At 62.0% G+C, this 24,829-nt stretch carries 22 protein-coding genes; 10 read left to right on the top strand and 12 right to left on the bottom strand.

Annotation, left to right across the window (positions count from 1 at the left end):
* The first annotated feature begins 12 nt into the window (after positions 1-12).
* The 5 genes from uvrA to AC56QX_RS22320 all read left to right on the top strand — a co-directional run bounded on the left by uvrA (position 13) and on the right by AC56QX_RS22320 (position 6,248).
* Entirely contained in the window at positions 13-2,934 is a 2,922-nt protein-coding gene (gene uvrA, locus AC56QX_RS22340) for an excinuclease ABC subunit UvrA (protein ID WP_497110661.1), read from the top strand.
* A gap of 34 nt (positions 2,935-2,968) precedes the next feature.
* Positions 2,969-3,421, top strand: a complete 453-nt coding sequence (locus tag AC56QX_RS22335) for a GNAT family N-acetyltransferase (protein WP_497110659.1) — start codon at positions 2,969-2,971, stop codon at positions 3,419-3,421.
* Between the two features lie 18 nt (positions 3,422-3,439).
* The gene (locus tag AC56QX_RS22330; protein WP_497110658.1) at positions 3,440-4,036 is read left to right on the top strand and encodes a hypothetical protein; all 597 of its coding nucleotides are present in this window, start codon (positions 3,440-3,442) and stop codon (positions 4,034-4,036) included.
* Positions 4,037-4,109: 73 nt separating this feature from the next.
* Positions 4,110-4,916 (top strand): DUF72 domain-containing protein, encoded by an 807-nt coding sequence (locus tag AC56QX_RS22325; RefSeq protein ID WP_497110656.1) that lies wholly within the window; start codon positions 4,110-4,112, stop codon positions 4,914-4,916.
* 183 nt (positions 4,917-5,099) lie between these two features.
* On the top strand, positions 5,100-6,248 hold the full coding sequence (locus tag AC56QX_RS22320) for a GGDEF domain-containing protein (RefSeq protein ID WP_497110654.1): 1,149 nt from the start codon (positions 5,100-5,102) through the stop codon (positions 6,246-6,248).
* A gap of 155 nt (positions 6,249-6,403) precedes the next feature.
* Here the strand turns inward: AC56QX_RS22320 and AC56QX_RS22315 are convergent, their stop codons facing one another.
* From AC56QX_RS22315 to urtA, 6 genes are all read right to left on the bottom strand, one after another.
* Positions 6,404-6,580, bottom strand: coding sequence for a hypothetical protein (locus AC56QX_RS22315; RefSeq protein WP_010909636.1), 177 nt, complete (start codon positions 6,578-6,580; stop codon positions 6,404-6,406).
* A gap of 267 nt (positions 6,581-6,847) precedes the next feature.
* A complete protein-coding gene (gene urtE, locus AC56QX_RS22310; protein WP_497110653.1) occupies positions 6,848-7,543 on the bottom strand; it encodes an urea ABC transporter ATP-binding subunit UrtE in 696 nt (231 codons plus the stop codon).
* Between the two features lie 71 nt (positions 7,544-7,614).
* Positions 7,615-8,361 carry an urea ABC transporter ATP-binding protein UrtD gene (gene urtD, locus AC56QX_RS22305; RefSeq protein ID WP_095200084.1) on the bottom strand — a complete coding sequence of 249 codons (747 nt, stop codon included), beginning with the start codon at positions 8,359-8,361 and terminating at the stop codon, positions 7,615-7,617.
* A 6-nt stretch (positions 8,362-8,367) separates the two neighbouring features.
* Positions 8,368-9,603, bottom strand: coding sequence for an urea ABC transporter permease subunit UrtC (urtC, locus tag AC56QX_RS22300; RefSeq protein WP_497110651.1), 1,236 nt, complete (start codon positions 9,601-9,603; stop codon positions 8,368-8,370).
* A complete protein-coding gene (gene urtB, locus AC56QX_RS22295) occupies positions 9,600-11,216 on the bottom strand; it encodes an urea ABC transporter permease subunit UrtB (RefSeq protein WP_497110650.1) in 1,617 nt (538 codons plus the stop codon). Before urtB ends, urtC begins: the two co-directional genes overlap by 4 nt.
* 106 nt (positions 11,217-11,322) lie before the next feature.
* Positions 11,323-12,603 (bottom strand): urea ABC transporter substrate-binding protein, encoded by a 1,281-nt coding sequence (urtA, locus tag AC56QX_RS22290; RefSeq protein ID WP_497110649.1) that lies wholly within the window; start codon positions 12,601-12,603, stop codon positions 11,323-11,325.
* A gap of 343 nt (positions 12,604-12,946) precedes the next feature.
* Between urtA and AC56QX_RS22285 the strand changes: the two genes are divergently transcribed.
* Positions 12,947-13,354 (top strand): hypothetical protein, encoded by a 408-nt coding sequence (locus tag AC56QX_RS22285; RefSeq protein WP_497110648.1) that lies wholly within the window; start codon positions 12,947-12,949, stop codon positions 13,352-13,354.
* Positions 13,355-13,487: 133 nt separating this feature from the next.
* On the top strand, positions 13,488-15,401 hold the full coding sequence (locus AC56QX_RS22280) for a PhoX family protein (RefSeq protein WP_497110647.1): 1,914 nt from the start codon (positions 13,488-13,490) through the stop codon (positions 15,399-15,401).
* 64 nt (positions 15,402-15,465) lie between these two features.
* Here AC56QX_RS22280 and AC56QX_RS22275 read toward each other — a convergent pair whose 3' ends face one another.
* The 3 genes from AC56QX_RS22275 to AC56QX_RS22265 form a co-directional block, all read right to left on the bottom strand.
* Entirely contained in the window at positions 15,466-17,037 is a 1,572-nt protein-coding gene (locus tag AC56QX_RS22275) for a GMC family oxidoreductase (RefSeq protein ID WP_497110646.1), read from the bottom strand.
* Positions 17,038-17,091: 54 nt separating this feature from the next.
* Positions 17,092-17,616, bottom strand: coding sequence for a gluconate 2-dehydrogenase subunit 3 family protein (locus tag AC56QX_RS22270; RefSeq protein WP_497110645.1), 525 nt, complete (start codon positions 17,614-17,616; stop codon positions 17,092-17,094).
* 79 nt (positions 17,617-17,695) lie between these two features.
* Positions 17,696-18,091, bottom strand: a complete 396-nt coding sequence (locus AC56QX_RS22265; RefSeq protein ID WP_497110643.1) for a VOC family protein — start codon at positions 18,089-18,091, stop codon at positions 17,696-17,698.
* A 228-nt stretch (positions 18,092-18,319) separates the two neighbouring features.
* Here AC56QX_RS22265 and AC56QX_RS22260 point away from each other — a divergent pair, with 228 nt between their 5' ends.
* Positions 18,320-18,625: a ribbon-helix-helix domain-containing protein gene (locus AC56QX_RS22260; protein WP_497110642.1), complete on the top strand. Its 306-nt coding sequence runs from the start codon at positions 18,320-18,322 to the stop codon at positions 18,623-18,625.
* A gap of 84 nt (positions 18,626-18,709) precedes the next feature.
* On the opposite strand, the gene AC56QX_RS22255 is transcribed toward AC56QX_RS22260, so the two are convergent.
* Both AC56QX_RS22255 and cckA read right to left on the bottom strand, forming a co-directional pair.
* Positions 18,710-19,423: a purine-nucleoside phosphorylase gene (locus tag AC56QX_RS22255; RefSeq protein WP_497110641.1), complete on the bottom strand. Its 714-nt coding sequence runs from the start codon at positions 19,421-19,423 to the stop codon at positions 18,710-18,712.
* Positions 19,424-19,615: 192 nt separating this feature from the next.
* The gene (gene cckA / locus AC56QX_RS22250; protein ID WP_497110640.1) at positions 19,616-22,192 is read right to left on the bottom strand and encodes a cell cycle histidine kinase CckA; all 2,577 of its coding nucleotides are present in this window, start codon (positions 22,190-22,192) and stop codon (positions 19,616-19,618) included.
* A gap of 318 nt (positions 22,193-22,510) precedes the next feature.
* On the opposite strand from cckA, the gene AC56QX_RS22245 reads away from it, so the two are divergent.
* On the top strand, positions 22,511-23,269 hold the full coding sequence (locus tag AC56QX_RS22245; protein ID WP_497110639.1) for a hypothetical protein: 759 nt from the start codon (positions 22,511-22,513) through the stop codon (positions 23,267-23,269).
* A gap of 161 nt (positions 23,270-23,430) precedes the next feature.
* Here AC56QX_RS22245 and dksA read toward each other — a convergent pair whose 3' ends face one another.
* Positions 23,431-23,847, bottom strand: coding sequence for an RNA polymerase-binding protein DksA (gene dksA, locus AC56QX_RS22240; RefSeq protein ID WP_006202025.1), 417 nt, complete (start codon positions 23,845-23,847; stop codon positions 23,431-23,433).
* Between the two features lie 276 nt (positions 23,848-24,123).
* Between dksA and AC56QX_RS22235 the strand changes: the two genes are divergently transcribed.
* Positions 24,124-24,627: a SixA phosphatase family protein gene (locus AC56QX_RS22235; RefSeq protein ID WP_497110638.1), complete on the top strand. Its 504-nt coding sequence runs from the start codon at positions 24,124-24,126 to the stop codon at positions 24,625-24,627.
* Positions 24,628-24,829 lie beyond the last annotated feature (202 nt).

Raw genomic sequence — 24,829 nt, 5'->3', positions numbered from 1 at the left:
CGGCGACCGGCGATGGCCGACCATAAATTCCTTTCCATTCGCGGGGCGCGCGAACACAATCTGAAGAACGTCGATCTCGACCTGCCGCGTGACAGCCTGATCGTCATGACCGGCCTGTCGGGCTCCGGCAAATCGTCGCTCGCCTTCGACACTATCTACGCCGAAGGCCAGCGCCGCTATGTCGAGAGCTTGTCGGCTTACGCCCGGCAATTCCTCGAAATGATGCAGAAGCCGGATGTCGACCAGATCGACGGCCTGTCGCCTGCCATCTCCATCGAGCAGAAGACCACCTCGAAGAACCCGCGCTCGACGGTCGGCACCGTCACCGAGATTTACGACTACATGCGCCTGCTGTTCGCGCGTGTCGGCATCCCCTATTCGCCGGCCACCGGCCTGCCGATCGAGAGCCAGACGGTCAGCCAGATGGTCGACCGTGTGCTGGCGGTGGAGGAAGGCACCCGCCTGTTCCTGCTGGCGCCGATCGTGCGCGGCCGCAAGGGCGAGTACCGCAAGGAACTGCTGGAGCTGCAGAAGAAGGGGTTCCAGCGCGTCAAGGTCGACGGCGTCTTCTATGAAATCGCCGACGTTCCGGCGCTCGATAAAAAGTACAAGCATGACATCGACGTCGTCGTCGACCGCATCGTCGTGCGCGGCGATCTTGCCACCCGTCTTGCCGACTCCATCGAGACGGCGCTGAAGCTCGCCGAGGGCCTGGCGGTGGCCGAGTTCGCCGACAAGCCGCTCGATTCCAGCCAGACCGGCGAGGATTCAGTCAACAAGTCGAAGAACGAGACGCATGAGCGCATCCTGTTCTCGGAAAAATTCGCCTGTCCGGTGTCCGGCTTCACCATTCCGGAGATCGAGCCGCGGCTGTTTTCGTTCAACAATCCGTTCGGCGCCTGCCCGACCTGCGACGGTCTCGGCAGCCAGCGCGCCATCGACCCCAACCTCGTCGTGCCCGACGAAAACGCGTCGCTGCGCGACGGCGCCGTCAGCCCGTGGGCGAAGTCGACCTCGCCCTACTACGTGCAGACGCTCGAGGCATTGGGCAAGGCATACAACTTCAAGCTCGGCGACAAATTCAAGGATCTGAGCACCGAGGCTCAGGACGCGATCCTGCGTGGCACCGGCGAGCGCGAAGTCACCTTCCAGTACGACGACGGGCTGCGCTCCTACAAGACGACCAAGACCTTCGAAGGCGTCATCCCCAATCTCGAGCGGCGCTGGAAGGAAACCGAGTCCGCCTGGATGCGCGAGGAGATCGAGCGCTTCATGTCGGCGACACCTTGCCCGGTCTGCAAAGGCTATCGGCTGAAGCCTGAGGCGCTGGCAGTGAAAATCGCCGGCAAGCATATCGGCGAAGTCACCGAGCTTTCGATCCGCAAGGCCGACCAGTGGTTCACTGACCTGCCGCCGCATCTCAACGACCAGCAGAACGAGATTGCGGTGCGCGTGCTCAAGGAAATCCGCGAGCGCCTGCGCTTCCTCAACGATGTCGGTCTCGACTACCTGACCCTGTCGCGCAATTCCGGCACGCTGTCGGGCGGTGAAAGCCAGCGCATCCGGCTGGCCTCGCAGATCGGTTCGGGCCTCACCGGCGTGCTTTATGTCCTGGACGAGCCGTCGATCGGCCTGCACCAGCGCGACAATGCCCGCCTGCTCGACACGTTGAAGCACCTGCGCGACATCGGCAACACGGTGATCGTCGTCGAGCATGACGAGGATGCCATCCTGCATGCCGACTATGTCGTCGACATGGGTCCGGCCGCCGGCATCCATGGCGGCGAGATCATCGCCCAGGGCACACCGCAGCAGGTGATGGCCAACCCCAATTCGATCACCGGCAAATATTTGTCGGGCGCGCTCGAAGTGGCGACGCCCGGCGTGCGGCGTGAGGCGAAAAAGAATCGGCGCCTGAAAATCGTCGGCGCGCGCGGCAACAATCTGAAGAACGTCACCGCCGAAATCCCGCTCGGCACCTTCACCGCCGTCACCGGCGTGTCGGGCGGCGGCAAGTCGACCTTCCTGATCGAGACGCTGTTCAAGGCGGCCTCGCGCCGCATCATGGGTTCGCGCGAGCATCCGGCCGAGCATGACCGCATCGAGGGTCTCGAATTCCTCGACAAGGTCATCGACATCGACCAATCGCCGATTGGACGGACCCCCCGCAGCAACCCCGCCACCTATACCGGCGCCTTCACGCCGATCCGCGACTGGTTCGCGGGCCTGCCCGAAGCCAAGGCGCGCGGCTATCAGCCGGGCCGCTTCTCCTTCAACGTCAAGGGCGGCCGCTGCGAAGCCTGCCAGGGAGACGGCGTCATCAAGATCGAGATGCACTTCCTGCCCGACGTCTACGTCACCTGCGACGTCTGCCACGGCAAGCGCTACAACAGAGAGACGCTCGACGTGCAGTTCAAGGGCAAGTCGATCGCCGACGTGCTCGACATGACGGTCGAGGAAGGCGTCGACTTCTTCGCCGCCGTGCCCGGCGTGCGCGACAAGCTCGAGACGCTGAAGCAGGTCGGCCTCGGCTACATCCATATCGGCCAGCAGGCGACGACACTGTCCGGCGGCGAAGCGCAGCGCATCAAGCTGGCCAAGGAACTGTCGCGCAAGGCGACCGGCAAGACGCTCTACATCCTCGACGAGCCGACCACCGGGCTGCATTTCCACGATGTCGCCAAATTGTTGGAAGTGCTGCACGAACTGGTCGACCAGGGCAACACGGTGGTTGTGATCGAGCACAATCTCGAAGTCATCAAGACCGCCGACTGGGTGCTCGACCTCGGCCCCGAAGGTGGTGACGGTGGTGGAGAACTGGTCGCCCAGGGCACGCCGGAAGCCATCGTGCGCGAAAAGCGCAGCTACACAGGACAGTTCCTCAAGGAGCTGCTCGAGCGCCGCCCCGGAGGCAAGCGCGAAGCGGCGGAGTGATGGCCGAACCGGTTGGCGCCTGGGGAGACTTTGAATGACCATCCAAAGAGCGGTTGCCGGCGATCTGCAAACCGTTGTCTCGCTGACTGCGGCAGCCTATGCGCCTTACACTGCTTTGTTGGGCGCGCTGCCGATCCCGGTGACCGAGGACTATGCACCGCGCATCGCGCGCGGCGAGGTCTGGCTGCTGGAGAGCGGCGGAGAACTTGCCGGAGCGCTGACACTGGAGCGGCATGAGGATCACGCGATGATCTTCTCCGTCGCGGTGTCGCCCGCCTTCCAGGGCAAGGGTTTTGGCATAAAGCTGCTCAATCACGCGGATCAACAGACGCGCCAATGGGGCCTGCCGGAGACACGGCTCTACACCAATGCAAAAATGGAACGGAACATCGCGCTCTATCTCGCTTACGGCTATCGCGAAACGGGTCGCCGGCCCAATCCCTACCGGCCAGGATGGGTGCTCGTCGACATGGCGAAGGCGATGTGAATGCAGGCCGGAAGCGCCGTGGAAAACCAACTAACCTTGGGTGGCGTGGTCCGCTCGTCGCACGCTTACGGCACCGACTATTTGTCCGAATTCCAGCGCATCCTTGTGCAGTATGTGAAGCCTGGCACGCGCGCCTATCTGGAATGGGGCATGGGCCACACGACGCTGGCGATCCTTGAATTGAGGGACAGACTGGGCATCGACAATCTCTTTTCGATCGACGACAGCCAGCCGTTCCTCGATCAACTTCTGCCGCAGCTGCCGCAGTGGAGCGGTTTCCATCCGATCTGCCTGGACCTGAGGGGTCCGATGTTTGGCGACCGCGATCCGGAGCTCAACTATTCCACCTGGCCGCTGAGCCTGAAGCGCAAATTCGATTTCATCTTCATCGACGGCCGGCGCCGCATGGAATGCGCATTCATGGCGACGCTGCTTTGTCATGCCGAGACGATCGTGATGCTGCACGACTATCGCCGCGCACGCTATCAGCCGATCAAGGCTCTCTACGACATCGTAGAGGACGGAAATCAGTTTCGCGTCATGCGGCCGCGCAAGGACCTTTACCCCTCTGGGACACCGACAATCTTTTCCCCGGATTGGTCACCGCCCACCTGACCGAAATTGTCAGTTGCGGATCGATTTTACCAACGCAAGTCTCTCGTGACAAAACACATTGGAGGAAATGTCCATGAGCAAATCGGGAACAATCCGCTCCGGCATGGGCGGCTGGACCTTCGAGCCCTGGGACACGTCCTTCTATCCGGACAAACTGTCGAAGGCCAAGCAACTGCAATATGCCAGCCGGCAGGTGCCGAGCATCGAGGTCAACGGCACCTACTATTCCAGCTTCAAGGAGCCGACCTTCGTCAAATGGGCTGGTGAGGCGCCGAACGGTTTCGTCTATTCGCTGAAAGGCAACCGTTTCGTCACCAACCGGCGCGTGTTGGGCGAGGCCGGGGAATCGATTATGCGCTTCCTCGGCTCCGGCGTTGCGGCACTTGGCGAGAAGCTCGGGCCGATCCTGTGGCAGTTCGCGCCGACGAAAAAGTTCGACCCTGACGATTTCGAAGCCTTTTTGAAACTGCTGCCGGAGAAACAGGATGGGGTCGCGCTGCGCCATGCACTCGAAGTCCGCAACGACAGTTTCATCGTGCCGGAATTCGCAGCACTTGCCCGCAAATACAAGGCGGCGATCGTCTATGCCGACCATGCCAAATATCCTGATATCGCCGATGTCACCAGTGACTTCGTCTATGCACGGCTGCAGACGGGTTCGGACGACAATCCCGATTGCTACACGCCAAAGGGCCTCGACGAATGGGCGGCGCGTGTAAAAGCCTGGGCTGAGGGCAAGCAGCCGAGCGATTTGCGGCGCGCCGATCCCGCCACAGACGCACCGGTGCAACCACGCGACGTGTTCGTCTACTTCATCACCGAGGGCAAGGTGCGCGCGCCATTCGGGGCGATGGCACTGATGAAGCGGGTAACCGGCTGAGGAGAATCCGTCGCTATCCGGCTACATACTGTAAGCGCGTCATCTATGCTTTTTGCGCGTAGCAAAGCGCCTATTCGCGGCATCTTCGCCTTCATCGTAACCTTATCGACACTTCCTTGCTGCATGAATGCGACGACGCCAAGCCGCAGAGCTGGAGCCGCCGCCGGCAGGGAAAAGAGGGGCATGTCGCTCGACTACACTTCACTTCTGCTGGCTGTCGGTTTCTCCGCAGCTTGCCTGGGTCTGACATTGTTCGGCATGTGGCTGACAGCGCGCTCGGAAAAATTCCTGCTGACATGGGCGATCAGCCTGGTGTTCGTGGTCGGCGATATCTTTGTCTATGACGCCTATATCGACGTGCCCGGGCGCCTGCTCGGCATCGCCACCCTGGCCCTCCTGCTGCTCGGTTTCTCGACCATGCTGGGTGCTGCCTACCAGTTCAGAACCGGCGGCTCGCCGCTGCCGCGGGCACTGTTGGGCAGCGTTTCGCTGGCGACAGCGCTGCCTGCAATGGCTCTGGGCTATGACGGCCTCGGCTTCATGTTCGAGAACCTGTTCGCCGCCCTGCTCCTGTTCGCGACGGCCTTCGAATACTGGAGAGGCCGCGACGAGGCCCCTGCCCTGACGGTCGGCATCACCACGCTCTACTCGGCCACCGCCGTTTCCTTCATGCTGTGCGCGGCGGTTCTGGCATGGGACGGCAAGCTGGTTCTCGGCCATGCGCCCAGCAACTGGGCCGAGGAATTGAGCCTCATCGTCGTTATCGCCAGCATGACGGGTATTGGCGCCCTGTCGCTTGCGCTCAACCAGGGGCGTCTGGCCGGGCACCACCGCCGCAATGCCCTCACCGATCCCCTGACCGGCCTGCTCAACCGGCGCGCGCTGTTCGACCTGCATGGCAATGTCCCGGTTGGCGCCTTTACCGCCGTAGTCGTCTTCGACCTCGACAATTTCAAAGCCATCAACGACGAATTCGGCCACGCGGCGGGTGACGAGGTGCTGAAGGTGTTTGCTGGGGAACTCGCCGGCAATCTTCGCCAGACCGATGTCGCCGCGCGCATGGGCGGCGAAGAATTCGCACTGGTGTTGAAGCGCACCCTGCCGGAGACGGTCGAGGAAGCAGCGGAGCGCATCCGGACCGCCTTCGCGACGCGCCTGATAGAGACCGAGACGGGATCCCTAACCTGCACGGTCAGTGCCGGGTTCGCGTTCGGCAGCAAGGACGGCATCAGCTTCGACAAGGTGCTCAGCGCCGCCGACAGGGCGCTCTACGACGCCAAGCGCGGCGGCCGCAACCGCGTCACCGCTTCTCCATTCCGGCGCGCGAGCTGATCGCACGCGTCAAATGCCGAGCCTGTGATTGCTGGACAATGCATGTCGCCCAACAGTGACCTCGGTTTTGGGAGTACGACATGCATTAAATCAAAGACCTAAAGCGCGGCACCTGAATCCGTTTTCAGCGCGACGCGCTTTAGGCGAAAGCGGCTCTATGCCGCCATGACGATTTCATTGAAGGTGTCGAGGTCGACGTAGAACACCTTGGTGATCTCCTCGATCAGATCATCGTATTCGCAGCCCTGTGACCTCAGGATGTTGATGGCAGCGATGATGTCGACGCGTTCGGTAAGCCGCCGCTTCTGGTAGTCCTCGACGTAACGTTCCATGGCTGTCCCTTAGCCTGTGTGCCCAAACGCGTTGAACGACAGAGATCGCAGGAGGGAAGCTAGAAAGCCTTGCTTGCGTGGAACTTGCCCGGCCTTCGCCGCGCCCTCGATCTGCGATAACCAGACTGATACGGAAGCGGCCGACTCACAAAGCCAACAAAAGACTAGCATGCAGCCTCTGGCGCGCCAGAGATGCAGATCGCTGAATGGAAGAAATATTGGACTTGCCAGGGAATTTGGATCGTCAGTCGAAATCCAGAACCGATTCTAGACGGTAAGGAACTTCCGCACATCAGCGCGATCTAAATCTTCCGCCGGGCCGGTATGGACGATCTGGCCCCGGTCCATGATGTTGACCTCGTCAGCGAGTTCGCGGCAGAAGTCGAGGTACTGTTCGACCAGCAGCACTGCAATGCCGGCCTGATCGCGCAGGTAACGGATGGCGCGGCCGATGTCCTTGATGATCGATGGCTGAATGCCTTCCGTCGGCTCATCCAGCACCAGCAGCTTCGGCCGCATCACCAACGCCCTGCCGATCGCCAGTTGCTGCTGCTGACCGCCGGAAAGATCGCCGCCACGGCGGCCGAGCATCTGCTTCAGCACCGGAAACAGTTCGAAGACATGCGCCGGCACGTTGCGGTCGGCACGCTTTAACGGGGCAAAACCCGATTCCAGGTTTTCGCGCACCGTGAGCAGGGGAAATATCTCCCGGCCCTGCGGTACGAATGCGATGCCCGACCGGGCGCGGTCATACGCCGCGCTCCGGTCGAGCGCCTTCCCCTCGAAGGCAACGCTTCCGCTCGTCAGCCGGTGGTGGCCGACGATCGATCTCATCAAACTGGTCTTGCCGACGCCGTTGCGGCCGAGCACGCAAGTGATCTTGCCGGCGCTCGCCTTCAGCGAAACGCCGCGCAGCGCCTGGGCGGCGCCGTAGTGGAGCGTGGCGTTTGAAACTTCGAGCATGTCTCAGTGCCTTTTCCAGAATCGGAGAAACGACAGATCGAAGCGATGGAATTGAACTCGCCAAACCATGCTCATCTCCCCAGATAGACTTCGACGACGCGCTCGTCGGCCGAGACAAAATCGAGTGTGCCTTCCGACAGCACCGAGCCCTCGTGCAGGCAGGTCACCTTGACGCCAAGTTCGCGCACGAAATGCATGTCGTGCTCGACGACGATGACCGAATGGTCGCGCGCAATATCCTTGAGCAGCCGCGCGGTCTCCTCGGTCTCGGCATCGGTCATGCCGGCCACCGGCTCGTCCACCAAAAGCAGCTTTGGATCCTGTGCCAACAGCATGCCGATCTCCAGCCACTGTTTCTGGCCGTGGCTGAGATTGGCCGCCAGCTCATGGCGCTTGTCACCCAGCCGGATGATGCCGAGAATGTCGTCGATCTGCCGCGCCTCGGCCGCCGAGCGGCGATGAAAAAGCGCCGGGAAGATCGAACGCGGTCCCTTCAGCGCCAACATCAGGTTTTCTTCGATCGTGTGGCTTTCGAAGACCGTCGGCTTCTGGAATTTGCGGCCGATTCCCATCATGGCGATCTCGGCCTCGTCATGCCTGGTGAGATCGACCTGGCCGTCGAAGAACACTTCGCCCTCGTCGGGCCGCGTCTTGCCGGTGACGATGTCCATCATCGTCGTCTTGCCGGCGCCGTTGGGGCCGATGATGGCGCGCATCTCCCCCTTGTCGAGCACCAGCGACAGATTGTTGATGGCGCGAAAACCGTCGAAGGAGACCGAGACGCCGTCGAGATAGAGGATGGTGTTCGATTTGCTCATGGTCGCCTACTCCGCCGCCTGCGGTTCAGGGTCGGACAAGGACCATTCGCCTGGATTTCTCGCCGGCGAGCGAGCGGGCTTCGATGTCGCGGTCGCCACTGCAACCTCGGTGCCGGCTTCTTCAGCAACGGCGGCTGCGCGCAACGCCTTGGCATTGCCGCGCCAGCTATCCCACATGCCTATGATGCCCTTCGGCAAAAGCAGCGTGACGGCGACGAACAGGCCGCCGAGCGCGAACAGCCAGAGCTCCGGCAGCAGGCCGGTGAACCAGGATTTGCCGGCATTGACCAGCAGCGCGCCGATGATCGGCCCGACGATGGTGCCGCGCCCGCCGACCGCCGCCCAGATCACCACCTCGATCGAGTTGGATGGCTCGAACTCGCCGGGATTGATGATGCCGACCTGCGGCACATAAAGCGCACCGGCAATGCCGGCCATGACGGCCGACACGGTGAAGGCAAACAGTTTTACATTCTCCGCCCGCCAGCCGAGGAAGCGCGTGCGGCTCTCGGCGTCGCGCACGGCCATCAAGAGCTTGCCGTATTTGGAGCCGACGATCGCCCAGGTGACGAACACGGCGAGCGCCAGCATCACCGCGCTGGCGGCAAACAGCGCCGAACGGGTTGCGTCGGCCTGCACGTTGAAGCCCAGAATATCCTTGAAATCGGTCAGGCCGTTATTGCCGCCGAAACCCATGTCGTTGCGGAAGAAGGCGAGCAGCAGTGCATAGGTCATCGCCTGGGTGATGATCGAGAGATAGACGCCGGTGACGCGGCTGCGGAAGGCGAACCAGCCGAAGACGAAAGCGAGCAGGCCGGGCACGGCGAGCACCATGAGGCCGGCGAACCAGAAATGGTCGAAGCCGTACCAGAACCAGGGCAGTTCCTTGTAGTTCAGGAAGACCATGAAATCAGGCAGGATCGGATTACCATAGACGCCGCGCGAGCCGATCTGGCGCATCAGATACATGCCCATCGCATAGCCGCCGAGCGCGAAGAAGGCGCCGTGGCCAAGCGAAAGGATGCCGCAATAGCCCCAGACCAGGTCAAGCGCGAGCGCCAGCAGCGCATAGCAGAGATATTTGCCGGTCAGCGCCACGATATAGGACGGGATGTAGAACGCGCTGGTCGGCGACACAGCCAGATTGAGCAGCGGCACGATGATAGCCACCGCCAGCAGGATGAAGATGGTGATGGCGATGCGGCGGTCCGCGCCGGCGGCGAAGAAGCGTCCCGTGATCATGCTTCCACCGCCCTGCCCTTGAGCGCGAACAGGCCGCGCGGGCGTTTCTGGATGAACAGGATGATCAGCACCAGCACGACGATCTTGCCGAGCACGGCCCCGGCGTAGGGCTCGAGGAACTTGTTGACGATGCCGAGCGAGAAGGCGCCGACCAGCGTGCCCCAGAGATTGCCGACACCACCGAAGACCACGACCATGAAGCTGTCGATGATGTAGCCGCGGCCGAGATTGGGCGAGACATTGTCGATCTGGCTGAGCGCCACACCGGCAATACCGGCAATGCCGGATCCGAGCGCGAAGGTCAGCGCGTCGACCCACGGTGTCCTGATGCCCATGGACGCGGCCATGCGCCTGTTGGCGGTGACGGCACGCATCTGCAAGCCCCAGGGCGTGCGCTTCATGACGTAGAGCAGCAGGCCGAAGACGGTGAGCGCGAAGACCAGGATCCACAAACGGTTCCAGGTGATGGCGAGCTGACCAACGTTGAAAGACCCTGACATCCAGGAGGGGTTGCCGACCTCCTGGTTGGTCGGCCCGAAGATCGAGCGTACCGCCTGCTGCAGGATCAGCGACACGCCCCAGGTCGCCAGCAGTGTCTCCAGCGGCCGGCCGTAGAGGAAGCGGATGACGCCGCGCTCGATGATCAGGCCAACCAGAGCTGAGACAAGGAAGGCAAGCGGCAGCGCGATCACCAGTGACCAGTCGAACAGGCCGGGAAAGGACGTGCGGATCACCTGCTGGACAACGAAGGTGGTGTAGGCGCCGAGCATGACCATCTCGCCATGCGCCATGTTGATGACGCCCATGACGCCGAAGGTGATGGCGAGCCCGATCGCGGCGAGCAGCAGCACCGAGCCCAGCGAAATGCCGTACCAGATGTTCTGGCCGGCATCCCAGAAAGCCAGCGTCGAATTGATGTTGGCGATCGCGGCCGTCGCCGCTTCTTTGACTTCTCCCGAGGCATTGGCCTCGACGGAGGTGAGAAGCGAAACCGCGTCACGGTCGCCTCGCGCGCCAATCAGCGCAATGGCCGCCAGCTTGTCCGCATCGGGCTTGTCTGAAACCAGTATGGATGCGGCACGCGCCTGCTCCAGCAAAGCCTTGACGCTCGCCACGCTTTCACTGGCGATCGCCGCGTCGAGCGGCTCGATGTTGGCAGCATCGGGTGTCTTGAACATGGTGTCGGCTGCGGCGATGCGCACAGCCGGATCCTTGGAACCAAGCGTCAACGTGCCCAATGCATCACGGATGGCGCGGCGCAACGTGTTGTTGACGCTGATCTTGGTGATGTCGTCCGCGGAGGCCTCTCCTGCTGCCTCGCCGCTCAGCGGATCGAAAAGCTTGACGTTTTCGTCGCCTTCCTCGCCGACAAACACCATCGAGTCGGCCGTGCGAAAGTAAAGATTGCCGTCCGCCAATGCAGCAAGCGGGCGTTCGACAGCCGGGTCGCCCGTGGCTGTCAACTCTTGAACGACGGCTCCCGTCTCGGAAAAGTCGGTTACTGTCGCGAACTTGGCGATGATGGCACGCAGATCGGCTCCCGCAGCGCCCGAAGACGACAGCGTCGTCAACAGGAACAAAAGCGCCAGGCCCATCGCGTGGAAAATCTTCATCGGCTCTTGGTGACCCTTGAAGGTTGAGTGGGCGTCCGGACAGTGGAGGAAACCGTCCGGACGCGCGCGGTCGTGGGCATGGACCCGGAGGTCCAGCCCGGGAGGATCAGTTCGTGCCTTTGCCGCCGCACTTGCCGGTTTTGACGTTGAAGTTGCCGCAGTTGAGCGGCGCGCGCCAATCGGAAATCAGGTCCTTGGAGTCGGGCAGGTAGTCGGACCATTCGTCGCCCATGACCAGACCCGGTGTCTTCGAAACCGTTTCGAACTGGCCATTGGCCTGGATTTCGCCGATCAAAACCGGCTTGGTGATGTGATGGTTCGGCATCATCGTCGAATAGCCGCCGGTCAGGTTCGGCACCGAAACGCCGATCATGGCATCGATGACCTTGTCCGGATCGGTGGTGCCGGCCTTCTGGACCGCCTTCACCCACATGTTGAAGCCGATATAGTGGGCTTCCATCGGGTCGTTGGTGGTGCGCTTGTTGTTCTTGATGAACTTGTGCCAGTCGGCGATGAACTTCTTGTTCTCAGGCGTGCTGACGCTCTCGAAATAGTTCCAGGCGGCGAGATGGCCGACCAGCGGCTTGGTGTCGAGACCGGCAAGTTCTTCCTCGCCGACCGAGAATGCCATGACCGGGATGTCCTCGGCCTTGATGCCCTGGTTGCCGAGTTCCTTGTAGAACGGCACGTTGGCGTCGCCGTTGACGGTCGAGACAACGGCGGTCTTCTTGCCGGCCGAACCGAACTTCTTGATCGCCGAAACTTCGGTCTGCCAATCAGAAAAGCCGAACGGCGTGTAGTTGGTCATGATGTCTTCGGCCGCGACGCCCTTGGACTTCAGATAGGCTTCGAGGATCTTGTTGGTGGTGCGCGGATAGACGTAGTCGGTGCCTTCAAGCACCCAGCGCTTCACCGAGCCACCATCCGCGCTCATCAGATAATCAACGGCCGGAATGGCCTGCTGGTTCGGAGCCGCACCGGTATAGAACACGTTGCGCTCGCTTTCCTCGCCCTCATACTGGACGGGATAGAACAGGATGTTGTCGAGTTCGGAGAACACCGGCAGTACCGACTTACGCGACACCGAGGTCCAGCAGCCGAACACAGCCGCGACCTTGTCCTTCGAAATCAGCTCGCGTGCCTTTTCGGCGAACAGCGGCCAGTTGGAAGCCGGATCGACGACGACGGCTTCGAGCTTCTTGCCGAGCAGGCCGCCCTTGGCGTTCTGCTGCTCGATAAGCATCAGCATGGCGTCCTTCAGCGTCGTCTCCGAAATCGCCATGGTCCCCGACAGCGAATGCAGAATGCCAACCTTGATCGTGTCCTCAGCCGCCTTGGCGGGTGCCGACATCAACAGGCCGGCGGCGACCACGCTTGCCGAAAACATTTTTGTTATTGTAGAGAAACTACCCCTCATACCGAAGACTCCCAAGCTGGTTGATTGCACCGCAACACTTCAATGCAACCCCCATGCCAACTGCTGGGACGACGTTAGGAAAAGAAGAATATCCTAATGTTATCAGATGGTTGTAATATTAGTTTGGGCAAATGCAGGAAAGCCGGTTAACAATTGGTTGAGGCAAATTTGCGCAGCGTACAGGGCATCTGCCTAATTTTCGCCCAATTTCATCAAATGCCTAGATTTTGACCTGAATGCCCGGGTCGAGGACGACAAATGTTGCGACGCGGCGCAAAAATAGGGCAAGCTTGCTCCTCAACCGAGCAACGTCATGGCATCCCTGATTTCACGCATTTTTATCGGCATAGTGTTTCTGGCGACAGCGACCGGGGCAGCAAGGGCCGACTTCAGTGACGGCAAGATGCCCGATGGCACCTATCACTGCGAAGTCTACCTGCTCGGCATGTTCATCAACCTCGGCGACATCACCATCAAGGGAAATGTCTACACAGGCCCCGTCACCTTCGGCACCGTCCAACAGGGCTATAATTACCAGATGGACGCAAACGGCGTGATCTCCTGGCTGGGGCCGCTTGGCGGCTACACCGCCGGCGGCAATGCGCTGTCGATGACCCAGGCAACGCTGGATGGCCAGAGCCCGCCCTCCTTCGACATCATCATGAAGCAGCCCGACGGCGCCTTCACCGCCTCGACCTGCACCAAGGGAAGCAATCAGTAAGCCTTTCCTCGGCGACGGCGCCGGCCCCCGTACCGCCCGCAAGCCGTGTCCGCCTTCTCATGTCATCTGGATGTTGCCGAAGCTGGATAGGGCAGCGGTGCGCCGTCACCCATCCACATCGAGAGGCAGACACATGGCCGACTTCCCGTCTTCATCCTCCCCTGTCATTCGCGACATCATCGCCGAGCGCGTGTCGCGCCGGACCCTCCTGAAAGGCAGCCTTGCTTCCGGCGCCCTGATCGCCGGCGGCAGTTTTGTCGGCTCGCTGTTTGCCGGCGAGACACATGCGGCTGCAGCGCCTTCCACGCTCGGCTTTCCCGAACTGAAGCGCGTCTATGACAAGACTCACGCCGCCGCGGAAGGGTATGAAACAACTGTTGTCGCGCGCTGGGGCGATCCGCTTGTCGCCGGCCTGCCGGCCTTCGACGGCAACACGGTTCCAGCCGCCGAACAGGAAAAGCGCTTCGGCTACAACTGCGATTACATCGCCTTCCTGCCGCTGCCCAAGGGTTCGGTGAACTCGGACCACGGCCTGCTTTGCGTCAACAACGAATACATCTCGCCCAATGTGATGTTTCCCGGCATGACCGAGGACGACGCCGGCAAGACGATGAGCAAGGAACAGGTCGATCTCGGCCTGGCGGCGATGGGTCATTCGATCGTCGAAATCATGTTCAAGGACGGCAAGTGGCAAACGGTCGAGGACAGCCCGCTGAACCGCCGCATCACCGCCAACACCGAAATGACGGTTTCCGGACCGGTGGCCGGCCATGCGCTGCTCAAGACATCCACTGACGCGACCGGCGCAAATGTGCTCGGCACCAGCTACAATTGCAGCGGCGGTTTTACCCCATGGGGCACCGTGCTGACCTGCGAGGAAGGCGTTTCCGACCTGTTCGGCGGCGACCCGAAAAAGGCGCCGACCGTGGACATTCTCGACCGCTACGGCTTCGACGGCTCCGACATCTATGGCCGTGGCCGTTTCCATGACCGCTTCAACATCGACAAGGAGCCGAACGAGCCGAACCGCTTCGACTGGGTCGTCGAGATCGACCCTTATGATCCGCAATCCAAGCCGGTGAAGCGCACCGCCCTTGGCCGCATGTCGCATGAGGCCTCGACAGTCGTCCTCAACAAGGACGGCCGCATCGTCGTCTACATGGGCGACGACGACTATTTCGAATACATGTACCGCTACGTCTCGAACAAGGCCTACGACAAGGCGAATCCGGCTTCCAGTAATGGTCTCCTGGACGATGGCGTGCTCTCGGTCGCCCGTTACGACGCCGATGGCTCGATGACATGGCTGCCGCTGGTTCACGGCCAGGGCAAGCTCACCGCCGAGAACGGCTTTGCCGACCAGGCCGAAGTGCTGTTGAAGACGCGCCTTGCTGCGGATGCGCTTGGCGCGACCCCGATGGACCGGCCGGAGGACATCGAGACCAATCCGGTCACCGGCCGCGTCTACGCCGTCATGACCAAGAACAAGAAGCGCGACGAATCCAAGGTCAATCCCGCCAACACGCGGCCGGAAAACCTCTGGGGCCACATCGTCGAGCTGATCCCGCCCGGCGGCCGCGGCACCGACGCCGATCACACATCAGACAAATATGCCTGGGACCTGTTCGTGCTCTGCGGCAATCCCAAGGACGCGAAAGTCGGCGCCACCTTCCATCCCGATACGTCGGACAATGGCTGGTTCGTCTGCCCCGACAACATCACCTTCGACCCGGCCGGGCGGCTGTGGGTGGCGACCGACGGCGCCAATGATTTCGACCTGCCGGACGGCGTCTATGGCATCGACACGGAAGGCGCGGCGCGCGGCCTGCCAAAGTTGCTGTTTACCTGCCCGCATGGCGCGGAAGCGACCGGCCCTTGCTTCACCCCGGATGGCACGACGCTGTTCCTTTCGGTCCAGCACCCGTCCGAGGATGCCGAAACGCTCGATAAGGCCCAGTCGCTGTGGCCGGATTTCAAGGACGGCCAGCCGCCGCGGCCATCGGTCGTCGCCATCCGCCGCAAGGACGGCCAGCCGGTCGGGGCGTAACGTCCAACAGACAAAAAAGGCGCGGAACCATGTCAGGTTCCGCGCCAGCAGGCAGTCGGGGAGGTCAGATGGTTTTCGCCGACATCTGGGCCGCGATGTAGTCGGCCTGGCGGATTGCCAGCGACACGATGGTCAGGGTCGGGTTTTCGGCGGCACCTGTCGTGAACTGGCTGCCATCGGACACGAACAGGTTCTTGATGTCGTGCGCCTGGCCATGCTTGTTGACGACGCCGTCTTCCGCCTTCTCACTCATCCGGTTGGTGCCGAGATTGTGGGTCGAGGGATAGGGCGGCGTCGGGAAGGTGCGGGTGGCGCCGACCGCATCATAAAGTGCTGTGGCCTGCTTGTAGGCATGGTTGCGCATCGCCGTGTCGTTGGGATGATCGTCGAAATGCACATCGGCGATGGGCATGCCGTGCGCGTCCTTCTCGTCCTTGTGCAAGGTGATGCGGTTCTCCTCGCGCGGCATGTCCTCACCGACGATCCACAGGCCGGCCATGTGGTCGTAATGGTCGAGCGCCGTGGTGAAGGAACGTCCCCAGCCGCCGGGATTGAGGAAAGCGGCCATGAACGGCAGGCCGAGCGACAGCGTCTCGAACTCGTAGCCGCCGACGAAACCGCGCGACGGATCATGGCGCGCCTCGTCGCGGATGATGCCGGCCATGGTGGTGCCGCGATACATGTGCACAGGCTTGTCGAAGATGGCATAGACCGAGCCGGTGGTGTGGCGCATGTAGTTCTTGCCCACTTGCCCCGACGAATTGGCAAGCCCGTGCGGGAATTTGCTCGATTCGGAATTGAGCAGCAGGCGCGGACTCTCGATCGAATTGCCGGCTACCGCGACGATGCGGGCTTTCTGCTCCTGCAGCTTGCCATCCTTGTCGGCGTAGACGACGCCGGTCACCTTGCCCGAGGCATCATGGTTGATCTTGATCACCATGGCGTTCGGCCGGACTTCGAGATGGCCTGTCGCCTCGCCCTTCGGGATTTCGGTGTAGAGCGTCGACCATTTGGCGCCCCATTTGCAGCCCTGGAAACAGAAGCCGGTCTGCTGGCAGGAGTTGCGATCGTCGCGCTCGACCGAATTGATGGCCATGTTGCCGGTATGGCATTCCTTGTAGCCGAGCTTATCGGCGCCGGCCTTCAACACCTTGAAATTGTTGTTGCCCGGCAGGCGCGGCCAGTCATTGGTGCCGGTGACGCCCATCTTGGCTTCCGCCTTGGCGTAGTAAGGCTCCATCTCGGCCAGCGTGATCGGCCAGTCGAGCAGGTTGGCGCCTTCCACCTTGCCGTAGGTCGACGCCGTCTTGAACTCATGCTCCTGGAAGCGCAGCGAGGCGCCGGCCCAGTGCGTGGTCGAGCCGCCGACCGACTTGACGATCCATGCCGGCAGGTTGGGGAAATCCTTGGCCACGCGCCAGTCGCCGGACGTCGTGCGCTTGTCCGTCCAGGCAAGCTGGGCGAACGAACCCCACTCGTCGTTGATGAAGTCCTCATATTCGTGGCGGGCGCCCGCCTCGAGGATGACGACGTCTATGCCCTTCTGGGCGAGTTCATTACCGAGCGTGCCGCCGCCGGCGCCCGAACCGATGATGACGACAACGTCGTCGTTTTTCAGATCAAATTGTGTTGCCATGGTTTCCTCCCATGAGATCAGTCAAAAAGCGGTTGCGGACAGAGTGGTTCAGAGTCACTCGATGTCGTTGAAACCGCGTGCGATATAGCCGCCCTTGGAGTAGGACTCGCCCTCGTAGCCGAAGATCGGCCACACCTCTTTCTGGTTGTAGAGGCTGACGACGAGACCGCCGCGCACCGCCTGGAAGAAAGGCGTCTTCTCTATCTCGGTGAGCAGCGCCACACGCTGCTCTTCCCAACCGAGCCCGCGATAACCACCCTTGCCGGCCTTCTTGTCGAGTTCGGCAATGCCCTTCTCGATCAGTTCCTTGTGAGCAGGGTCCTTGGCGGCCGTCTCGTCATGGCCCTTGACCGCGACGGCATAGTATTTGTCCGGCACCTGGTCGTGCGGATAGATATCGCGCGCCACCTGGATCAGCGTCGCCATCGTCTCCGGCTTCAACGCCGAGGTTTCCAGCCCCCAGGCCTGTTCCGGGCTGATGACGGCGCTGCCGGAGATGACGAGCAACGCGCCGATGCTGCCGCGCTTGAGAAGTTCCCGACGTGAAAGTCCAGGTTTCCCGTCATAGATCGTGACCATTTGTTCCTCCCTGCTTGCTATTTGCACCCCTAGGAGTGCCGTTGGCTGGCACCGCACCTGTCGGTGCGGCTGATGTGTCCTATTGGAAGCGCCCCCCACGCTGCAGGACCTCGATCTTGTAGCCGTCGGGGTCCTCGATGAAGAAAAAGCGGGCGATCAGCGAACCGTCGCGGTTGAACTCGACGATCTTCTTCGGGTTGAGGCCAAGCGCGCCGAGGCGGTCGTGTTCGCTGTCGAGATCGGCAACCGAGACCGCGAGGTGGCCATAGCCGTCACCAAGCGCATAAGGCTCCTGCCGGCCCTTGTTGACGGTCAACTCGACCTCGAAAGGCGTATCGGCATTGCTGAGGTAGATCAGCGTGAAGGTCTCGAAATCCAGCCGTTGGGCGACCTCGAGGCCGAACGCCCTGGTGTAGAAATCGATGGACCGGGCCTCCTCGAGAACCCGGATCATGGTGTGGATCGCCTTCGCCAAATCAGACCCCGCAGCGTTCGTGCTTTCGAAGGTGATTATGCGCGCCGGTGGAGATAAGGTGGTGGCAGCCGATTACCACGCATAGGATCGGAAAACGGCTACATACATTAAGGACGAAAGTCCGATTGCCGTTGTCGACCGTCCGGTCGAAAATGCAATCGCAGGCAGTGATCAAAAGGCGCCGATGGCTCCGTCGACGCCCAAGACCAACAAAAATGGGAGGTAATGATGTGCAGAGTGTTTGCCGCACAGGATCCGGAAGGCTACCGCCAGATCAACCGGTCGATTCGTATCGATGGCCATTCGACCAGCATCCAGCTCGAGGCGACGTTCTGGGCCTTGCTCGACGAAATCGCTGAAAGCCAGAACCTGACGACGCCGAAATTCATCTCGAAGCTTTACGACGAAGCCATCGAGATCAATGGCGAAATCCCCAATTTCGCGTCCATGCTGCGCACCACCTGCGCGCTCTATCTGCGCGGCCATCGGCCTGACATCGACGAGAGAATGGCGTTGAAGCAGGAAGCGGCCTAATGCATGTCGCCCAAAAGTGACCCCGGTTTTGGGAGAACGACATGCACAAAAACAAAGACCTAAAGCGCGTCGTCGAGACGCGCTTTAGCGCCCTTCCCTAGCGATTTCGAACGCCAGCCGGCTCATATCGGTGAAAAGCGCCTGGCGTTCGGAATAGTCGGCCTGTTCGCCGGTAACCAGATTGTCGACCACGGTCAGCAGCGACAAGGCCCTGGCGCCGAAATGCGCCGAGATGCGGTAGAGCGCACTGGTTTCCATGTCCACGGCCAGCGCTCCGAGCGCCCTTGCTTCGGCATAGCGAGTGCGCGCGTCAGGATGATAGAATATGTCGGTGCAGGCTGTCAGGCCGGCGTGGTGATCGATGCCGAGTTCGGCCGCCTTGGCCAAGGCGCAAGCAAGCAGCGCCGGATCCGGGCCGGCATCAGCTCCGTAGAGGCCAAAGACCTGACCGCTCTCCGTGTTTTCCGGCCGTGCCATTTGCGAGATCACCAGGCTACGCAGCTTTACCTCGGCGCCGAGGCCGCCGCAGGTGCCGGTGCGGATCAGTGTTCGAGCGCCATAATAGTCAAGCAATTCATGGACATAGATCAGAAACGATGAAACGCCGATACCCGTCGACTGAATGCTGATGGGCCGGCCGCGAAAGAGGCCGGTAAAGCCGAGAGCACCCCGCCGGCGATTGACGCAGCGCGGCGCTTCGAGAAATGTCTGCGCCATCCATTCGGCACGCTGGGGATCACCCGGCAACAACACCGTTTCGGCGTAGTCGCCCTTGTCTGCCTCGATGTGTGGCGTCAATCGCTGCTCCCCCAAGCCCGCTTGCCGTTTCATCCACAATCATGGCGCTGTCACGGCGTTGTGCAAGACCGGAAATTGGGGGGTGCAAAATCAATGCATGTCGCCCAAAAGTGACGGCGGTTTTGGGACAACGACATGCATAAAAACAAGACCTAAAGCGCGGCGCATGAATCCGTTTCGACGCGAAGCGCTTTAGGACTCAAGCACGTCCTTGACGATCGTTGCCAGTTGCTTGAGCGAGAACGGCTTCGGCAGGAAGCCGAAATGCGCGTCGGCCGGCAGGTTCCTGGCGAATGCGTCCTCGGCATAGCCGGACACAAAGACGAACTTGATGTCGGGCTGACGCTTGCGCAATTCGCCAAGCAGGGTCGGCCCGTCCATTTCCGGCATCACCACGTCGGAAACGACGATATCGACCTTACCACCCAGGGCTTCGAACACTTCCAGCGCCTCGACGCCGGAGGATGCCTCGTGCACTGTATAGCCGCGCGAAATCAGGGCCCGCATGCCGCCCATGCGCACCGCATCCTCGTCCTCGACCAGCAGCACCGTGGCTGACCCGGACAGGTCCTTGGTGCTGTCGATTGGTTTGACTGGGGCTGCGCTCGGCGCTTCGCCGGGTTCGGCTGCCGTCTTCGCTTCCGCGATGTGTCGCGGCAGGAAGATGCGGAAGGTCGATCCCTTGCCAACCTCGGAATCGCAGAAAATGAAACCGCCGGTCTGCTTGATGATGCCGTAGACCATGGACAGGCCAAGACCCGTGCCCTTGCCGACCTCCTTGGTGGTGAAGAACGGCTCGAAGATCTTCTTCAGCACATCGGGCGCGATGCCGCTGCCGGTGTCCTCGGCTTCGACCACGACATAGTCGGCCGCGGTGAGTTCGCGATAGGGGAAGGTCTTGCACTCCTCGGCGGTGACGTTGCGGGTGCGCACGGTAAGATCGCCGCCGGCGGGCATCGCGTCGCGCGCATTGACCGCCAGATTGACCACCACCTGCTCGAACTGGCCAATATCGACCTTGACCGGCCACAGGTCGCGGCCGTGGTCGATCTTCAGCTTGATGTCGTTGCCGACCAGGCGGGCAAGCAGCATCCTGAGATCGGCGAGCACGTCGGTCAGGTTCAGCACTTCCGGCCGCAGCGTCTGCTTGCGCGAGAAGGCCAGCAACTGCCTGACCAGCGAGGCCGCCCGATTGGCATTCTGCTTGATGTTCATGATGTCGGGGAAAGACGGGTCCGACGGCCGGTGATTGGTCAACAGCAGGTCCGACGCCATGATGATGGCGGTCAGCACATTGTTGAAGTCATGGGCGATGCCGCCGGCGAGCTGGCCAACCGCCTGCATCTTCTGGCTTTGCGCCATCTGCCCTTCGAGCGCTTTCTGCTCGGTCGTGTCGACGGCGTAGACGATGGCCGATTCCTCGGCACCCTCGCCGCCGGTGCCGTCGGCGACGGCATTGACGTAGAATCGGATGTGTCGCTCTTCGTTACCGGGCAGCACGGTGTCGATCGGCTCGATGTCGGCCTGCCGCTGCCGGGCTTTCTCGAATGCGGCGGCAAAGGCCGGCCGCTCGCGTTCATGGATCACCGTATCGAGCCGCACGCGGCGATCCACGGCGTCCCGGTCGACGACAGAGGAAAACAGCGACAGGAACGGCGCGTTGGTGCGCAGGATGCGCCCGCTGGCATCGACACCCGCGATCGCCATCGGCGTCGAATTGAAGAAGCGGGTGAAGCGCACTTCCGAAGCGCGCAGATCGGCCGAAGCATCCTCGCCCTGGGTGCGGTTGAGCACGATCGTGCGCGTCGGGCCGCCGACACCTTCGCGGCTGGCCGAAACGCGATGCATGAAGCGCACCGGCAGCGCCTCTCCCGTCATCGTCGTCAGGTCGAGATCGATGACCGCGTTGCGCGTGGTGCCGGGATCGGCCTTGACCGAACGCACCAGCGCCATGCCGTCGCCGGCAACGATATCAGGCAGGGTTACGGCGCCGGGCGTGAAGCTGGCGAGATCGATACCGAGCCATTCCGCGAGCGTGGCGTTGATGTAGGTGACCCGACCGTCCTGGTCGGCGGAAAAGAAGCCGGCCGGGGCATGGTCGAGGTGATCGATGGCCTTCTGCAGGTCGAGGAAGAAACGCTCCTGCTCCGCCCGTTCCTGCGAAATGTCGGAGAGTTGCCAGGCCAGCATCGGCAATCGCTGACCCGGAACGCTGAACGTGCGGGCACGCGCCCTGTACCAGCGGGCGCCCGGTTCGGCGCCGGGCCGGATCGACTGCGCCAGCCGAAACTCGCCGTCGCCCGGCTGGCCGTCACGCAGGCCGGATGCCAGCCGGTAAATGGTCACCGAGGCCTCGGGAACATCGGAAAGCAGCCCTTCGACCGTCTTGAGGTCGGCGGCCGAGGAGGCTCCGGTCATCTCGGCATAGGCCCGGTTGGCGTAGACGACGCGGCCCTTGGTGTCCGTGACCAGCAGGCCCTGTGCCATCGAATCGACGAAAGCCTTGGACAGTTCATCGCCGGTCGAGCGCGGCGTCACCTGTACGAAGCCGATCGCGGTCGCGAACAGGAAGCCGACGCCGATCATCGCCAGCACGCCCAGCATGCCGAGCAGGAACGGGTCGCCGAGGCGCTCGCGGAACAGGCCGAAAATGATCGCGGCGCCCGTCAGAACGACGATGAAGATGATGAGCCGGGTGACCGCGCCCGGTCGCGTGTTCTGGTCGACGATCGGTACCGGATAGAAATCGCCGCGCGCTTCCTTGGCCATATGCCCCCTGCTCGTGAAGTCCGACGTTCCGACACCCGCCCCTAATGCATGCCGCCCAAAAGTGAGTTCGGTTTTGGGAAAACGACATGCATGAAAACAAGGACCTGAAGCGCGTCGCATGAATCGGCGTCAGCGCGACGCGCTTTAGCCGGTTGAATCACATTCTCCTAGTCCGGAAAAGGCCCGGGCGGCAAATGTCAGATAAAAATGATGCCGGCCGTGTTTCAAGCTGTTCACGATGCGTGAAAGGCAACTTGCGGTAGCCAGTCGCAACGGTCTAGTGTCGCGTCACTTTCCAAAACCGATCAGGGGAAACCAATGCAGTGGCTGGATAGCGTGGCGGGCCCTGGTTATGCGGCGGCACTCCTGTGGACTTTCGCGGCGCTGATCCTGCTGGTCATCGTGCTCGTCATCATCAGGCTCGTGCGCAACCTGACCTTCGGCACGTTTGTCGCGGGTGGCCGGAACCGCAAGACGCGGCTCGCCGTCATGGACGCCACCGCCGTCGACAGCCATCGCCGGCTGGTGTTGGTGCGCCGCGACGACATCGAACATCTGATTCTGATTGGCGGCCCGACCGACGTCGTCGTCGAGCGCGACATCCGTCTTGCCGCCCCGCGCCGTCCGGCGCTCACCGGAGATGGCGGCCTGCAACCTGTCCCGGCCACCGCGGCCCCGGCGGCCAAACCGCGGCCGCCCCAGCCGGTTCCCGCTCCGGCACGATCTGCACCGGTGCCGCAACCGGTGACCGCGGCCGCGCCGCCTGCCCGGCCGCGCCCGGCAGCGCCGCCACCGGCCCCGGCGTCCGCACCAAAACCGGTGACGCAGGCCTATCAATCGACCAATGTCACGCCGCTGCCTGCCTATGGCTCCGCCAACGCCAATGCCATCAGGCACGCACCACCACCGCCGCCAAGGCAGGAAAGCATCGACGAAACGTTGATGAAGGACCTCGAATTTTCGCTCGACCAACCCCGCTCCGGCGGCCCGGTTGGCAAACCGGCAGCCAAGGCGCCGCAGTCGCTCGACGATGAAATGACCAAGCTGCTGGGCGAGCTTTCAAGCCAGAAGAGATGATTGGCGCCTGAGGCACTCCGCCCTGCCGGCGATCTGGCCGAGGTTTGCTTCCGCTTGCTGCAACGGACCTGCCACGCACCAATAAAAACGGCCGGAAAACCCGGCCATTTTTATTGCAACTTCATTGAAACTGCCCTGACAGGCAGCTCAGAATCGGTACGTCAGTCGTCGCGATAGACTTTTTCGCGGCGCTCGTGCCGCTCCTGCGCTTCGATCGACAAGGTGGCGATCGGACGCGCGTCAAGCCGCTTCAGCGCGATCGGCTCGCCGGTTTCCTCGCAGTAGCCGTAAGTGCCCTCATCGATGCGCTGGAGCGCCGAATCGATCTTTGAAATGAGTTTCCGCTGACGGTCGCGGGCCCTGAGCTCAATGGCGCGGTCTGTTTCCGAAGAGGCGCGGTCGGCGAGGTCGGGGTGGTTGGCGTTTTCCTGCTGCAGGATTTCGAGAGTTTCGCGCGCTTCGCGCAATATGTCATTTTTCCAGGTGACGAGCTTCAGGCGGAAGTAGGATTTCTGCCGTTCGTTCATGAACGGCTCGTCTTCGGAGGGTACGTAATCGGCGGTAACGATGTCGTTCATTCGACTCACCCAAACTGCCCCAAATTTCGCGCCTATATATTCGCCGCCCGACGCCTGCACAAGCGCAATCGGCCACCGACTCACGCAATTGTTAAAGTGCCCCTGCGGCACGTGTCTGAGCGAGATGCCGCTGATTCGATGGCGAAAGTGCCGCAACCCGTTGCCACGTGGTGTTATGCGCAATTCCTAGCGCGCAAGAACACGGACCATTGTGCGCAACGCCCTTCTCGTGGCTAATCGCGATGCAGCTTCGGCATCGGCGTCATTGGAGGTTGGGTGAGCAGGCTCTATCTGTTGCGACACGCCAAGGCCGGCTGGGCGCTGCCCGGCATGCGCGATTTCGATCGTCCGCTCGACGCATCCGGCCGCGCCGACGCCGAGATCATGGGCGCTGCCATGCGCTCACGCGGCTATGTCCCCGACCTGACATTGTGCTCCAACGCCAGGCGCGCCAAGGAAACGCTCGAAGGCCTGGCCGGCCAGACCGACACCGGCAAGGTGCTGTTTCTCGACACGCTCTACAGCGAAGACGCGGCCGGCTATCTCCGCCTTATCCGGGAGCATGGCGGTCCGGGTTCGCTGCTGGTCATCGGCCACAACCCGATGACGGAGGATCTTGCCATGGCGGTCTCGGGCGACGGCGACGAGGCGGCGCGTGCACTGCTCAATCACGGTTTCCCGACCTCCGGCCTGGCGGTCGTTCGTTTTCTGGACGAATTGGCGAAAGCAAGCCAGGAAGCGGGCTATCTCGAAGCGTTTCTGACACCGGCCGATCTCTAGCATCGATTTGGATGTCAATTTCTGGCGCCATTTCAAAGCCGGGTTCCAACGCCTATATCGGACGGACCGAAGCCCGAGAGAACACATTTTGGCATCATCGCTGACCACCTTCACCGACGAGGCAAGGATTGCCCTCGATACGCTGTCGGGACGCGCCACCGGGCTTTTCTCGCCGTCGCTGCGATTGGGCGTCACGGGTCTT

It is taken from the genome of Mesorhizobium sp. RCAM 06353 (genome assembly GCF_059683585.1).
This window is presented reverse-complemented; position numbering and strand designations above follow the sequence as displayed.

What these genes read in the sequence shown, in the direction of transcription:
- cckA (WP_497110640.1), bottom strand. Translation starts at nt 22,192, where the DNA reads ATGGCCAAGGAAGCGCGCGGCGATTTCTATCCGGTACCGATCGTCGAC.
- AC56QX_RS22285 (WP_497110648.1), top strand. Translation starts at nt 12,947, where the DNA reads ATGGCATCCCTGATTTCACGCATTTTTATCGGCATAGTGTTTCTGGCG.
- AC56QX_RS22260 (WP_497110642.1), top strand. Translation starts at nt 18,320, where the DNA reads ATGTGCAGAGTGTTTGCCGCACAGGATCCGGAAGGCTACCGCCAGATC.
- AC56QX_RS22245 (WP_497110639.1), top strand. Translation starts at nt 22,511, where the DNA reads ATGCAGTGGCTGGATAGCGTGGCGGGCCCTGGTTATGCGGCGGCACTC.
- urtE (WP_497110653.1), bottom strand. Translation starts at nt 7,543, where the DNA reads ATGCTCGAAGTTTCAAACGCCACGCTCCACTACGGCGCCGCCCAGGCG.
- uvrA (WP_497110661.1), top strand. Translation starts at nt 13, where the DNA reads ATGGCCGACCATAAATTCCTTTCCATTCGCGGGGCGCGCGAACACAAT.
- urtB (WP_497110650.1), bottom strand. Translation starts at nt 11,216, where the DNA reads ATGAAGATTTTCCACGCGATGGGCCTGGCGCTTTTGTTCCTGTTGACG.
- AC56QX_RS22280 (WP_497110647.1), top strand. Translation starts at nt 13,488, where the DNA reads ATGGCCGACTTCCCGTCTTCATCCTCCCCTGTCATTCGCGACATCATC.
- urtA (WP_497110649.1), bottom strand. Translation starts at nt 12,603, where the DNA reads ATGTTTTCGGCAAGCGTGGTCGCCGCCGGCCTGTTGATGTCGGCACCC.
- AC56QX_RS22325 (WP_497110656.1), top strand. Translation starts at nt 4,110, where the DNA reads ATGAGCAAATCGGGAACAATCCGCTCCGGCATGGGCGGCTGGACCTTC.
- AC56QX_RS22315 (WP_010909636.1), bottom strand. Translation starts at nt 6,580, where the DNA reads ATGGAACGTTACGTCGAGGACTACCAGAAGCGGCGGCTTACCGAACGC.
- AC56QX_RS22270 (WP_497110645.1), bottom strand. Translation starts at nt 17,616, where the DNA reads ATGGTCACGATCTATGACGGGAAACCTGGACTTTCACGTCGGGAACTT.
- AC56QX_RS22320 (WP_497110654.1), top strand. Translation starts at nt 5,100, where the DNA reads ATGTCGCTCGACTACACTTCACTTCTGCTGGCTGTCGGTTTCTCCGCA.
- dksA (WP_006202025.1), bottom strand. Translation starts at nt 23,847, where the DNA reads ATGAACGACATCGTTACCGCCGATTACGTACCCTCCGAAGACGAGCCG.
- AC56QX_RS22275 (WP_497110646.1), bottom strand. Translation starts at nt 17,037, where the DNA reads ATGGCAACACAATTTGATCTGAAAAACGACGACGTTGTCGTCATCATC.
- urtC (WP_497110651.1), bottom strand. Translation starts at nt 9,603, where the DNA reads ATGATCACGGGACGCTTCTTCGCCGCCGGCGCGGACCGCCGCATCGCC.
- urtD (WP_095200084.1), bottom strand. Translation starts at nt 8,361, where the DNA reads ATGAGCAAATCGAACACCATCCTCTATCTCGACGGCGTCTCGGTCTCC.
- AC56QX_RS22335 (WP_497110659.1), top strand. Translation starts at nt 2,969, where the DNA reads ATGACCATCCAAAGAGCGGTTGCCGGCGATCTGCAAACCGTTGTCTCG.